At 60.9% G+C, this 12,476-nt stretch carries 12 protein-coding genes and 1 tRNA gene; 8 read left to right on the forward strand and 5 right to left on the reverse strand.

Annotated elements, in window-relative coordinates; all coding sequences use genetic code 11:
• Window positions 1-38 precede the first annotated feature (38 nt).
• Window positions 39-112, reverse strand: a tRNA-Arg gene (locus HMPREF3048_RS09950).
• Between the two features lie 54 nt (window positions 113-166).
• On the opposite strand from HMPREF3048_RS09950, the gene HMPREF3048_RS09955 reads away from it, so the two are divergent.
• The 5 genes from HMPREF3048_RS09955 (at window position 167) to HMPREF3048_RS09975 (ending at window position 5,723) form a co-directional block, all read left to right on the forward strand.
• A complete protein-coding gene (locus HMPREF3048_RS09955) occupies window positions 167-2,152 on the forward strand; it encodes a bifunctional copper resistance protein CopD/cytochrome c oxidase assembly protein (protein ID WP_070772037.1) in 1,986 nt (661 codons plus the stop codon).
• A 156-nt stretch (window positions 2,153-2,308) separates the two neighbouring features.
• A complete protein-coding gene (locus tag HMPREF3048_RS09960; protein WP_070772039.1) occupies window positions 2,309-2,929 on the forward strand; it encodes a single-stranded DNA-binding protein in 621 nt (206 codons plus the stop codon).
• 80 nt (window positions 2,930-3,009) lie between these two features.
• Window positions 3,010-4,680 carry an energy-dependent translational throttle protein EttA gene (gene ettA / locus HMPREF3048_RS09965; RefSeq protein WP_070422571.1) on the forward strand — a complete coding sequence of 557 codons (1,671 nt, stop codon included), beginning with the start codon at window positions 3,010-3,012 and terminating at the stop codon, window positions 4,678-4,680.
• Window positions 4,681-4,691: 11 nt separating this feature from the next.
• Entirely contained in the window at window positions 4,692-5,096 is a 405-nt protein-coding gene (locus tag HMPREF3048_RS09970; protein ID WP_070772041.1) for an acyl-CoA thioesterase, read from the forward strand.
• Window positions 5,097-5,723: a DUF8185 domain-containing protein gene (locus HMPREF3048_RS09975; RefSeq protein WP_070422569.1), complete on the forward strand. Its 627-nt coding sequence runs from the start codon at window positions 5,097-5,099 to the stop codon at window positions 5,721-5,723.
• Between the two features lie 33 nt (window positions 5,724-5,756).
• Here the strand turns inward: HMPREF3048_RS09975 and HMPREF3048_RS09980 are convergent, their stop codons facing one another.
• Together HMPREF3048_RS09980 and HMPREF3048_RS09985 are read right to left on the reverse strand one after the other, a co-directional pair.
• On the reverse strand, window positions 5,757-6,170 hold the full coding sequence (locus tag HMPREF3048_RS09980; RefSeq protein WP_083284784.1) for a globin: 414 nt from the start codon (window positions 6,168-6,170) through the stop codon (window positions 5,757-5,759).
• On the reverse strand, window positions 6,160-7,110 hold the full coding sequence (locus tag HMPREF3048_RS09985; RefSeq protein ID WP_070772167.1) for a mechanosensitive ion channel family protein: 951 nt from the start codon (window positions 7,108-7,110) through the stop codon (window positions 6,160-6,162). Before HMPREF3048_RS09985 ends, HMPREF3048_RS09980 begins: the two co-directional genes overlap by 11 nt.
• Before the next feature lie 71 nt (window positions 7,111-7,181).
• On the opposite strand from HMPREF3048_RS09985, the gene HMPREF3048_RS09990 reads away from it, so the two are divergent.
• Window positions 7,182-8,330, forward strand: a complete 1,149-nt coding sequence (locus HMPREF3048_RS09990) for a cystathionine gamma-synthase (RefSeq protein WP_070772043.1) — start codon at window positions 7,182-7,184, stop codon at window positions 8,328-8,330.
• Here HMPREF3048_RS09990 and pepN read toward each other — a convergent pair.
• Complete coding sequence (pepN, locus tag HMPREF3048_RS09995; RefSeq protein ID WP_070772045.1) at window positions 8,327-10,714, reverse strand: aminopeptidase N; 2,388 nt, start codon at window positions 10,712-10,714, stop codon at window positions 8,327-8,329. The genes HMPREF3048_RS09990 and pepN overlap by 4 nt on opposite strands.
• Before the next feature lie 33 nt (window positions 10,715-10,747).
• On the opposite strand from pepN, the gene HMPREF3048_RS10000 reads away from it, so the two are divergent.
• Complete coding sequence (locus HMPREF3048_RS10000) at window positions 10,748-11,365, forward strand: mycothiol-dependent nitroreductase Rv2466c family protein (protein WP_070772169.1); 618 nt, start codon at window positions 10,748-10,750, stop codon at window positions 11,363-11,365.
• 5 nt (window positions 11,366-11,370) lie between these two features.
• Window positions 11,371-11,847 (forward strand): ribose-5-phosphate isomerase, encoded by a 477-nt coding sequence (locus HMPREF3048_RS10005; RefSeq protein WP_070772048.1) that lies wholly within the window; start codon window positions 11,371-11,373, stop codon window positions 11,845-11,847.
• 44 nt (window positions 11,848-11,891) lie between these two features.
• Here HMPREF3048_RS10005 and HMPREF3048_RS10010 read toward each other — a convergent pair.
• Window positions 11,892-12,476 (reverse strand): HNH endonuclease signature motif containing protein (locus tag HMPREF3048_RS10010; RefSeq protein WP_141758910.1); only part of this gene is annotated, 585 nt, incomplete at its 5' end.

A 12,476-nucleotide genomic window follows, 5' to 3' on the forward strand; every position in this document is an offset into this window, starting at 1 on the left:
GACTCATCCGTCAAGCATGACGCGACTCATGACAAAAGCGCCCCCAGCAGGATTCGAACCCGCGACCAGCCGGGTAGAAACCGGATGCTCTAATCCACTGAGCTATGGGGGCAGTGCGAATGATTGTAGTTATGGCCGTTTCGCGGGCGAAAGTAGGGTATGCAGCATGACTGAGACTGCCCGAAAGCCTGCTGTTGTTTCCGCTTGGCCGCTCTATCTTGCCGCGCTCGCTGCGGCGGCGGTGGTCGCGGGTGCGGTGGCGCAGTCGTTCTCTGGTGGGTCGCTGGCGGCGCTCGGTATTCCGGACCCTGGCGTGACCACCACGTTCGGTTTGCCGGCGCTGCGCGGTGTGGCGTGGATTCTTATGGCGTTGGCGGTGGGGTCGTTCATGCTGTCGTCATTCTTCATCCCGCCGCGCATGCAGGGGGAGGATCTCAACGGTGCGCAGTTGACGGTGGACGGGCACATCGCTTCGCGTACTGGTGCGCACGCGAGTGCGGGCATCGTGCTGATTGGGTTGTTGATGATTCCGCTGGTGCTGTCGGATGTGTCGGGCCAGCCGATGAAGACTGTCATGTTTGAGGCGGCCGCCTGGACGCAGGCCTTGGAGCAGGTGAAAGAGGCTCGCGTGTGGTTGATCGTCGCTGCGTTCGCGGCGGTGGTGGCCGTCGGCGGCTACGTTGCGACGAGTTGGTGGTCGCAGGTTGCGCTTTTTATCGGCGCGATTGTGGTGGTCATGCCGATCGGTCTGACCGGCCACTCGGCGACGGGCGGCTCCCACGACTTTGGCACCAACTCGCTCATTTGGCACCTCGTGGCCATGTTGCTGTGGGTTGGCGGTCTTATGGCGCTTGTGGCGCATGCTTTACGACGAGGCCCTCACCTCACCGAAGCCACCCGCCGCTACTCCATGGTCGCCCTGTTTTCCATCCTGGCTATGGCGCTTTCCGGTGTGATTAACGCGCTGGTGCGCGTGCGTATTAGTGAGTTGACGGAGTATAGCTACGGCATCGTGCTGATCGTGAAGACGGTAGCGATTGTGCTGCTCGGCATCATTGGTTACGCCCACCGCGAGCGCACCATCCCGCTGTTGGACAGCCAGCCGAAGGCGTTTGCCCGCCTCGGAGCGGTGGAAGTCCTGATCATGGCTGCGGTCTCCGGCCTTGCGGTCACCCTTGGCCGCACGCCGCCCCCGCCGCCGCTCGACCCGAACCTCACCCGCATGCAGGTGAAGATGGGGTACAACCTTTCTGAACAGATCTCCTGGACCAACTGGATCACTCTGTGGCGCCCCGAGCTGCTGTTTAGCGTCATTGCGATTCTTCTGGCCGTCTACTACCTGCGCCTGGTGCGCCGCGTGGACGGGTGGAAGACGTCACGGACGGTGTGGTGGTTGCTTGGGTGTGTGACGGTCGTCGTCACGCTGAGCTCTGGGTTGGGCATGCACATGCCGGCGTCGTATTCGGTGCACATGTCCGTCCACATGATTCTGTCCATGGGCGTGCCAGTGTTCCTGGTGCTGGGCGCACCGCTGACGCTGATCGGCAAGGCGTACCCGGCAGGCGAGTTCAACCCGCGCATGTGGGTGGAGAGCTTCCAGCGCTCGAAGTTCCTGCGTGTGGTCACGTTCCCGCCGGTGTCCACCATCCAGTTCCTGGTGTTTTTCTACGCCATGTATGTGTTCATCCCGCTCTACGAGCTGATGATTTCCGAGCACGCCGGCCACGTCATCATGAACGCCGTCTTTATGGTGTCTGGCTACTTCTACTTCTGGGAACTGATCGGGCCCGACCATATTGAAGGCCGCGCCACCGCGAAAACTCGCCTGGCCTGGCTGTGGGTGTCCATGCCGTTCCACCTGTTCATGGGCGTGTACCTCATGCAGCTCGGCGTGGTTATGGGCGAGGACTTCTACAACAACCTCGAACTGCCGTGGAACCCTGACCTGGCGCAGATTCAGAAGGAGGGCGGCGGTATCGCCTGGGCGTCTGGCTCCTTCCCGCTGCTGATCGTCTTCGGTGAGTTGTTCATGCAGTGGCTGCGCGAAGACCGCGCCGAAACGGAAGAGGCCGATCGCCGCGCGGAAGAGACCGATGACGAAGAATGGCGCCGCTACAACGAGATGCTCGCTCAGTACGGAAATCGCTCCTAGCAGCGGATTGTGGAATCTGGTTTCAAAGTTATCCACAGAAACGGCTTCCCCCTTTACCGGCTTTACAAATCGTGCGAACCTCGAAGTGTGCAGGGCGTTGCTTGACGACGACACCCCGCACACCATCATCCGCACTATGGAAAGGGGGGCTCTTCCATGAGCCAAAACACCATCCGCCTAATTGGCAACCTGACCGACGATCCGAAACTTGTGTTGTTCGCGAGTGGGGCGACGGTAACCAAGATGAGGCTGGCGTCGTCGAAAAGAAGGCGCGTCACCGACGACAACGGCAAAGAGGTCTGGGAAGACGTCGACCCGCTGTTCATCGACGTCGAATGCTGGGGGCAACTCGCCGTGAACTGTGGAGCGTCGCTGAAGAAGGGATTCCCCGTCATCGTCGACGGCTCGCTGGTCACCGACTTCTGGCAAGAAGGCGAAGGCAACAACGCCGTCACCCGCTCGAAAATCATGCTCAAGGCCCGCAACGTGGCCTTTGACATGAACCACTACCAGCTCAACTCGGCGCGCACCTCCAACTCCGGACACAGCCTCGACGGACACGACGCGGTACCTGTTATGGATGCCGAGGCCGTGTTCGAGCGGCTCACCGGCCAACCACCCAGCTTTGCCGACCCGGTCGACCCGACCGAGCCGGTGGCCGCCGAAGCCGATGGGGGAGACAATGCTCTCGACGGAGCCCTCGACGGAGCCCTCGAGGGCACCGACGAGGCCCGCTACAGCGCCGAAGACCTCCGTGCTGCCAAGGCACCGTTCTAGGAGGGCGTCGTACTCAGCCACGTGATGTACCCTGATTGCGGTATTTAACGTCCGCATTCACCAACAAAAGGGGAAACGTAGTGGCTGAGTTCATCTACACGATGAAAAACGTCCGCAGGGCCATTGGCGAAAAAGTCATCCTGGACAACGTCACCATGGCCTTCTACCCAGGCGCCAAGATCGGCGTTGTGGGTCCGAACGGCGCCGGTAAATCGTCGCTGCTGAAGATCATGGCGGGCATCGACCAGCCAAACAACGGCGAAGCCTTCCTGCAGCCAGGAGCCACCGTTGGCATCCTGTTGCAGGAGCCGCCGCTCAACGAAGAAAAAACCGTCCGCGGCAACGTCGAAGAAGGCCTCGGCGAGCTGTTTGAAAAGAAGCAGCGCTTCGAGGAAATCGCCGAGGAAATGGCGACCAACTACTCCGACGAGCTCATGGAAGAAATGGGCAAGCTGCAAGAAGAACTCGACGCAGCCGATGCGTGGGAGATCGACTCCAAGATCGAGCAGGCCATGGAGGCTCTGCGCTGCCCGCCGTCTGATGCGCCGGTGACCAACCTGTCGGGTGGTGAGCGTCGTCGAGTAGCACTGGCGAAACTGCTGCTGAGCGAGCCGGACCTCCTGCTTCTCGACGAGCCCACCAACCACCTCGACGCCGAATCCGTCCTCTGGTTGGAGCGCCACCTGCAGACCTACCCGGGTGCCGTGCTCGCAATTACCCACGACCGCTACTTCCTGGACAACGTCGCAGAATGGATCTGCGAGGTCGACCGCGGCCAGCTCTACCCGTACGAAGGCAACTACTCCACCTACCTGGAGAAGAAGGCCGAGCGCCTCGAAGTTGCCGGCAAGAAGGACCAGAAGCTGCAGAAGCGCCTGAAGAAGGAACTCGAGTGGGTCCGTTCCTCGCCGAAGGCACGCCAAGCCAAGAACAAGGCACGTCTGGAGCGCTACGAAGAGATGGCAGCCGAGGCGGAGAAGTACCGCAAGCTCGACTTCGAAGAAATCCAGATCCCGACCCCGCCGCGCCTCGGCAGCAAGGTCGTCGAAGTGGAAAACCTGAACAAGGGCTTCGACGGACGCGTCCTGATCAAGGACCTGTCGTTCACCCTGCCGCGCAACGGCATCGTCGGCGTCATCGGCCCCAACGGTGTGGGTAAGTCCACCCTGTTCAAGACCATCGTTGGTCTGGAAGAGCCGGACTCCGGCAACGTGACCGTCGGCGAGACCGTCCAGATCTCCTACGTGGACCAGAACCGCGAAAACATCGACCCCGAAGAAACCGTGTGGGAAGTTGTCTCCGACGGCCTGGACTACATCCACGTCGGCCAGAACGAAATGCCGTCGCGCGCCTACCTGTCCGCCTTCGGCTTCAAGGGTGCTGACCAGCAGAAGCCGTCCAAGGTCCTCTCCGGCGGCGAGCGCAACCGCCTCAACCTGGCGCTGACGCTCAAGCAGGGCGGCAACCTGATCCTGCTCGATGAGCCCACCAACGACCTTGACGTGGAAACCCTCGGCTCCCTCGAAAACGCACTGCAGGCCTTCCCGGGCTGCGCCGTGGTCATCTCGCACGACCGTTGGTTCCTCGACCGCACCTGTACCCACATCCTCGCGTGGGAAGGCAACGTCGAAGAAGGCAAGTGGTTCTGGTTCGAAGGTAACTTCGGCGACTACGAGAAGAACAAGGTCGAACGCCTCGGTGAGGAAGCCGCCAAGCCGTCGCGCGTCACCCACCGCAAGCTCACCCGTTAGGAGCAAACCCCATGGCAGAAATCCACGTGCACACTATTCCGGTGCGTTGGAGCGACTTTGACCGCTACGGTCACGTGACCAACTCGGCCTACGTCGAGTTGGCGCAGGAGGCGCGCCTGGCGTTCGCGGAGAAGTTCTTCTATTCCGAAGGCCACGAGTTCGTGGTGTTCGTACGCCGGCTCGAGGTGGACTACGTCCGTCCGATCCTGCCCAACACCACTGAAGTGACCGTGGAGACGCAGGTGGTCAACGTAGGCAATACCTCGTTTACCACCCGCCAGGAAATCAAGGACGCGCAGGGCAAAACCTGCGCAGTGGTGGAGTGTGTGCAGGTCACGGTGGATACTGCGACGACCTCGCCGCGCGAGATCACCAAAAAGGAGATCGGCATCCTGTCTAAGGCGGCCGAAAACTAGGTGATCACCCTTGACATCGAATCTGGCGCGCGCGGCCTGACCACTCTGGTCGGCCGCGCCGTCGGCTTAGATTCACAGGCCTCCGCACGCTTCCAGGAGGTTGGCGGGGGTGCGCTCGACGTGTTCGTGACCACGCCCTTCGAGGCCATTGCTTCTCGACGAATCACCGGCACCACCTCCCACAACACCGGCACCGTCAGCGCCCGCGACTTGCTTGCCGCGCTGCAGTCCGGCTCGGTGGAGGTCGGGCCGGCGCGCGATACCGCCTGGCCCGGGGCGCTGCCACCTGCCACCGGATTCGTTGCGCGTGAGCAAGTCCCCGTCGGTGTGGCCCGCAGACTTGCCGACGAAGGCCGCAACCTCGCCCGCCAATTCTCCGGACCAGCCGGCCCACCGAAATCCTTGCTGGACGGGATCGTGCTCACCGCAGACGCCGACAGCGACGACCCAGTGGAGATCCCCATGCGGATGATCTTCGCCTGCACCGCACTCGGCCTCATCCCCGGCTTCGAAGCACCCGCGGAGATCCCGCGTCACCTGCGCGTATCCAGCTGCGGGCGCTGGACCCGCCTAGACGCCCCCTTCGGATCCGTCTACCGCAACGCCGGACTCGGCCTGCTGTTCTAGCGGGCCGCGCTTCGCTGGCGGCCCGGGCTGGGACTAATAGGCCCGCGGGCCCTGGTTGATCATCATGTACGCCACACGCTGCATGTGATTCCACATCTGGGCGCGGTACGGTTCGGGCAGCTCGTCGTCGTCAAACTGCTCCATCGACTTGCCCATCAACTCGAGCCAACGATCCGCCTCCGGCTCACCGATCGCGAAAGGGAAGTGGCGCTTGCGCAACATCGGGTTGCCGCGCTGCGCCTGATACTCGCGCGGGCCACCCCAATACTGGACGAGGAACCAACGCAGGCGGTTCTCCGCTCCTTCCCAATCCTGATCCGGGTACATCGGGCCGATGAGGTCATCTTCCTTGACCTGATCGTAAAACCCGCGGACAAGGCGGGTGAAGAATGGTTCGCCGCCGACGGCGTCGAAAAGCGTCTGCTCCTGCTTCGGGCTAATCTCCAACGTTTTCCTCCTGCTGTTTCACCAACACAGACTCCCGCGGCGTCAACACCACACCCTCGCGGTGCAACGCCGCCAAAATCCGCTGATTCAAATAACGCGCAACCGTCCACTGCATGCCAGGCATCGTCTGCACCTCCACGCGGAACGACATGTAATTCGGCGTCACTTCGCTCGGACCCAACATCCGCGGAGTGCCCATCACCAGCTCGGCGACTTCCTTGTCCTGGCAGCCCGCAACAGCGGTCTCTTCGATCAAACGCGACACCTCATCCGGATCCACCATCAACGACACCGGCACCTGCACACGCGCGGTAGAGAAGCGGGCCGAGTGATTGCCAACCCGATCGATGTCGCCATTGCGGATGTACCACAGAGCGCCGTCGATATCGCGAAGCGTGGTGATGCGAAGCGTCATCTCCTCAACATCACCCACAACATCGCCGACCTCAATCGTGTCACCCACCCCGAATTGGTTCTCAATCAAAATCGCCACACCGGAGAAGAAATCCTTCACCAACGACTGCGCACCAAAACCAATCGCCACACCGACAACACCAGCCGACGCAATCAGCGGCGCAACATTGACCCCCAACTGATCCAGCACCGCAAGCACCGCCCACGCCCAAATCACAATCGCAGCCACCGACCGGCCCACATTGGCCAGCGTCTTCATCCGCTGCTGACGACGCTTCTCCTGCGCACGAATCTGCTGCGCATCACGCCCCTCATACTTCAACACATTCGAGCGTTTAATTCCCTGGCGCGTCGCACGCCGAATAATGCCATTCGCCAGCCAATTCAGCACAATTGCAACCAGCAAAATGAGCACGATCTTCACCGGGCGCTCAATGAACAATTCATGCGTTTGCGGATTGTTCCACCACGACGCCACGCCCTCGACAGCTTGGTCAACCTTTTCAGAAGCATCTTGAGTATCCATCACCGCACGAGTGTACGCGCGATGCATAAAAATGACCGAGGGGTGTACCGCTTGGTCTAGTGTCTGTGCACATGACTGTCTACGGATTCACCACCAACGCCATCCACGCAGGCTACGAGCCCGACAGCCTCTACGGGCCAATCAACACCCCCATCTACGCCTCCACCACCTTCGCCCAAGACGGCCTCGCCGAACTCCGCGGCGGCTACGAATACACACGCGTGGGAAACCCCACCGTCACCGCCCTGGAAAAAGCTGTTGCGGCGCTTGAAAACGCCGACTTCGCCGTCGCCTACTCATCCGGCATGGCAGCTATCGACGTCGTCCTGCGCATCCTGCTCAAACCCGGCGACCATGTCGTCGTATCTAACGACGCCTACGGTGGCACCTACCGCCTCATCCAACAAGTCTTCACCCTCTGGGGTGTGGAAAACACCGTCGTCGACATGACCAACCCCACAGAGGTCGCCGCCGCCGTCCAAGACAACACCAAGGTCATCTGGGTGGAAACGCCGACAAACCCAATGCTGGACGTCGTCGACATCGAAGCAATCGCGGCAGTGAAGAAGCAGGCAGCGCTGGTCGTCGACAACACCTTCGCATCCCCCTACCTGCAAAAACCATTCGAACTCGGCGCCGACGTCGTCCTCCACTCAACGACGAAATACATCGGCGGCCACTCCGACGTCGTCGGCGGCATCGTCTGCGGCCGCAACGACCGCGTCGACGGCTTCCACGAACAACTCCGCTTCTTCTTCGGCTGGGTCGGCGCCAACCCATCCCCGTTCGACACCTACCTCACCGGCCGCGGCCTGAAAACCCTCGCCGTGCGCATGGACCGCCACTGCGACAACGCCGAAGCCGTGGCCAAATACCTCGACGCCCAACCGCAAGTTTCCCGCGTGTGTTACCCGGGACTCGAAACACACCCGGGCCACGAGGTGGCGAAAAAGCAGATGACCCGCTTCGGCGGCATGGTCTCCGTACTGTTCCAAACCACCGAGCAGGCCAAGACGTTCTGCAAGTCGACGAAACTGTTCTGCCTCGCCGAATCCCTCGGCGGCGTGGAAAGCCTGCTCGAGCACCCCGCCACCATGACCCACGTGTCCGTCGCCGGCTCCGCGCTCGAGGTGCCGGGGGAGTTAGTCCGAATTTCAGTGGGCATTGAGGACGAGGCCGACCTGATCGCCGACCTCGAACAAGCCCTCAAGCAGCTTTAATTTGCTGCTGCGTCGGCCGCGCGGTTGCGCACAGCGCGTGCGGAGCGGTCCTGGCCTTCGGCGATAACACGCTTCAGGCCATTGGGGACGTCGCTGTTCAGCAGGGCGTTTGCCTTCTCAACAGCCTCTTGCGTGACGTCCCAACGCGGGTACATGCCCTCCAGGGTGCGCTGCGCCATCTCGTTGGTCAAACGGTCCCACAGGGCCGGCGCGGCGCGGAAGTACTCGTCGGTCAACCCTTCGAGCCCAGCGTCGGTGAAGGTGAGCCCGTCCATGAGGTAGCGGGCCTCGAGATTGGTCAGGTCGTCGTTAATGAGCTTGTCCCAAGCCCAACGCTTATCGACGACCGCCCTCGCCCTCAACCGCGAAATCGCACCCTCCGACGTCTCGTCCTTCTCCTCGTCAACGGCCTCCAACGGCAAGGCGCCAGCAGCGAGAAGGTTCGTGATCGCCAACCAACGAACCTCCTGATTCTCGGAGGTCTTCAGCAAATCCTTGAAGTACTCAACCGTCTCCTCAGTCGGCTCCAGACGGGCAAGCGCACGGTCGAACACCGCCTTCGGCTCCTGACCACGGAACGCCTCGTTCAGCAGATCGAAGCCGGTGCGCCGCCACGCCGGATCAACGTAGCGCTTCACAGCCTCAGTAGCCTGAGCGGCGATCCGCTCCTGCATATCCGGGCCAACCTCGCGCGCCACCAACTCCACATACTGACGAGCAGGCAGACGACCATCACGCACAGACTCCCACAGGGAAGACCACACCAACGTCTTCGCCAACGAATCCTCAATCTGGCCCAAGTGCTCCACGGCAAACTGCTGCTGCTGCGCATCGAGGCCCATCAGGCAGTACGTGAGGTCGTCGTCGTTCACCAGGGCGAGATCGTGTTTCACGCCTGAAAATTCAGGAATCTCAGTGCGCTCGCCGGTGATATCGAGTTCGACTTGGTGGGTGCGCTGCACGGTGCCGTCGATAAGCGAATAAAGCCCCACGCGAACACGGTGATCGCGCAACACCGGCGACTCCTGCACCACGGTAAACGTGTCCGAAATCTCCGGGTAAAGACGCGACACACCGGTAGTACGCAGCCACTGCTCAGCCCAGTTAGACAAGTCGCGACCCGAAGCCTCCTCCAGCGCACCGAGCAGATCATCGAACGTGGCATTGGAGTAAGCATGATTATCGAAGTGCTTACGCACACCCGCGAAAAACTCCTCATAACCCACATACGCCTGCAACTGCTTCAGCACAGACGCACCCTTGGCGTACGTAATGCCGTCGAAATTCTGCTCCGCCGTCTCAATATCCGGCGCATCCGCAGCAATCGGGTGCGTCGACGGCAACTGATCCTGCGAATACGCCCACGCCTTCTCCACCGTGGCAAACGTCGTCCACGCCTCCGGATACTCACCGATACCCACCTGCGCCGTCGCCGCCGACCACGTAGCAAACGACTCATTGAGCCACAGATCGTCCCACCACTCCATCGTGACAAGATCGCCGAACCACATATGCGCCATCTCATGCAGAATCGTATCGTTGCGACGCTCCAGATGATACGGCGTCGGCTCAGACGTGAAAATGTACTCATCGCGGTACGTCACACAACCAACGTGCTCCATCGCGCCCATGTTGTACTCCGGGCAAAACACCTGATCGTACTTGTCGCCAAACGGGTACTTGCGGCCGAAATTCGCGTGATAGAAATCGAAGCCGTCCTTCGTCTGACGGAACAGACGCTCCGAATCCATATGCGGAATCAAACTGGCACGCGCGTACAGACCAAGCTCAATCGTGCGGCCATCACCCGCGTCGTACGTGTCGGTGACCTTCTCAAACTCACCCGCGCAAATCGCAACCAGGTATGTCGACAGCGGGTAATCAATCGTCGTGGTCCAAGTCGCGGTGCCATCACCGTTTTCCTCGCGTGAAACCGCCTCATTCAGAATCACCGTGTAACGCTCCGGCGCCTTCACACCCACCTTGTACGTCGCCTTCAAATCCGGCTGATCAAACGAGGCAAACACCTTCATCGCCATCGCCGGCTCAAACTGCGTGTACAGGTAGTCCTTGCCATCCACCGGATCCGTGAACTTATGCAGACCCTCGCCCGTGCGGTTGTACGGCTCCGTCGACGTCACCCGCAGCTCATGGGAACCCGCCGACAACGTGATCTCCTGGCCAGTCGCCTCACCATCAAGCGTCGCCTCGAACGACTCCGCCACCAGGTCAAAGTGCGTCGTTCCCGCCTCGGAATCGAACTGGATTGTCGACACCGTCGTGAACGTGTCCTTGCCAGTGATATCCACCAGAATGTCGTAACGAACGTTGGAAATGAGCTTTGCGCGCAACTGCGCGTCTTCACGCGTGAGATTAGTCTTCATGTGACTCAGGCTACACGCGCTATTGTGGGCGGCATGAAAGAGCAAGTGACTTTTTGGTTTGATGTTTCCTGCCCGTTTTGCTGGTTGACTTCGCGTTGGATGAAGGAAGTGGAGAAAGTCCGCGATGTTGAGGTCGAGTGGGTGCCGATGTCGCTCTCCGTGCTCAACGACGGCCGTGACATCCCTGCCGACTATGCCGAGTTGATGAAGGCGAACTGGGGTCCCGCGCGTGTGTTCGCGAAAGTGAAGCAGGATGCCCCGGACAAGATCGACGCGCTGTACACGGCGATGGGCACGATCATCCACACTGGCGGCCAGGATCACAAGAAAGGTTTCGGCGCCTACGACAGTGTTATTGCGGAGGCGCTTGCCGAGGTCGGTTTGCCCGCGGAGTACGCGGATGTGGCGAATAACGACGAGGTTGATGAGGCCCTGCGCGGTTTTCACGCGTCGGCAATGAAAGAGGTTGGCGACGACGTCGGCACGCCTGTGGTCAAACTCGGCGAGAGTGCGTTTTTCGGCCCGGTGATCACGCGTGTGCCGGAGGGCGAGGATGCTGGGAAGTTGTTCGACCATGCGGTTGGTGTGGCAAGTTTCCCGTATTTCTTTGAGCTCAAGCGCAGCCGTACGGAAGCCCCGCAGGTACGCTAAGCCTTATGCGTATTTACCTTGGAGCAGATCACGCCGGTTTCGAGCAGAAGAATCAGATTAAGGCCCATCTTGAGGCGCAGGGTCATGAGGTGACTGACTGCGGCGCCCACGAGTACGACGCCGCGGATGACTACCCGGCGTTTTGCATCGCCGCAGCGGAGGCTGTTGTTGCGGATCCGGGTTCTCTGGGCATTGTGCTTGGTGGTTCGGGCAATGGTGAGCAGATTGCGGCGAATAAGGTCAAGGGTGCTCGTTGTGCGTTGGCGTGGTCGGAAGAGACCGCGAAACTGGCCCGCGAGCACAACAACGCGCAACTCATCGGCATCGGCGGGCGCATGCACACCGAGGAAGAGGCGCTCGCGATTGTTGATGCGTTTGTTTCCCAGCCGTGGAGTGAGGAGGAGCGTCATCAGCGTCGTATCGATATTCTCGCGGAGTACGAGCGCACTGGTGTCGCGCCGGAGGTTCCGTCTGCGAAGTAGTGTGTAGGCATGACGATTGGCCCGCTTTTTGGCGGGCTTTTTCGTTATGTGAAGAGTTGTTGCATGGCTCCGGGCGGATGCTTCTCGACGACCGACCCTCCCGGCGATACCCACACCGGTATCCCATCTCGGATCTGTATTCGCCCGTAGCGGTTTTCACGCGGGTCATCGTCGTTGCGCCCGTTATGGAACCGACACAGTGGCACGAGGTTGGCCAGGTTGGTCTCCCCGCCATGCCGCCAGGCGTGGATATGGTGCATGTCGCAATTGTCAGCTCCATGTCGACAATCCGGCACCGGACACGTCGGCGACATCATCGATGCCAACGCACGCTGCTTACTATTGGCAAACCGCTGGGTGCGATACAGGTTCACCGCACCCTCTGTCGGGTGAAACGCTGCGACTTCCAGCTCGTCGCCGAATTGCTGCGCGAGAAACTCCGCACCCGTCATCGTCGTGCCATCGGTTAGCGTGAGCGTGACCTCGTCACCGGCACCGGATTGGATACGCGTCCATTCGGGAAGCGGCACCATAACAATCGGCCGTGGTACTGCATGCGGCACCCCACCACCGTCGCCATCACCGCGCAAGATACCCATGAGTGCATCAGCCATCTGGCCGGCTGGTGG

Source organism: Corynebacterium sp. HMSC075D04 (assembly GCF_001815635.1).
In the GTDB taxonomy this organism is placed as follows: Bacteria; Actinomycetota; Actinomycetes; order Mycobacteriales; family Mycobacteriaceae; genus Corynebacterium; species Corynebacterium coyleae.

What these genes read in the sequence shown, in the direction of transcription:
- HMPREF3048_RS09955 (WP_070772037.1), top strand. Translation starts at nt 167, where the DNA reads ATGACTGAGACTGCCCGAAAGCCTGCTGTTGTTTCCGCTTGGCCGCTC.
- HMPREF3048_RS09960 (WP_070772039.1), top strand. Translation starts at nt 2,309, where the DNA reads ATGAGCCAAAACACCATCCGCCTAATTGGCAACCTGACCGACGATCCG.
- HMPREF3048_RS09970 (WP_070772041.1), top strand. Translation starts at nt 4,692, where the DNA reads ATGGCAGAAATCCACGTGCACACTATTCCGGTGCGTTGGAGCGACTTT.
- HMPREF3048_RS09985 (WP_070772167.1), bottom strand. Translation starts at nt 7,110, where the DNA reads ATGGATACTCAAGATGCTTCTGAAAAGGTTGACCAAGCTGTCGAGGGC.
- HMPREF3048_RS09990 (WP_070772043.1), top strand. Translation starts at nt 7,182, where the DNA reads ATGACTGTCTACGGATTCACCACCAACGCCATCCACGCAGGCTACGAG.
- pepN (WP_070772045.1), bottom strand. Translation starts at nt 10,714, where the DNA reads ATGAAGACTAATCTCACGCGTGAAGACGCGCAGTTGCGCGCAAAGCTC.
- HMPREF3048_RS10000 (WP_070772169.1), top strand. Translation starts at nt 10,748, where the DNA reads ATGAAAGAGCAAGTGACTTTTTGGTTTGATGTTTCCTGCCCGTTTTGC.
- HMPREF3048_RS10005 (WP_070772048.1), top strand. Translation starts at nt 11,371, where the DNA reads ATGCGTATTTACCTTGGAGCAGATCACGCCGGTTTCGAGCAGAAGAAT.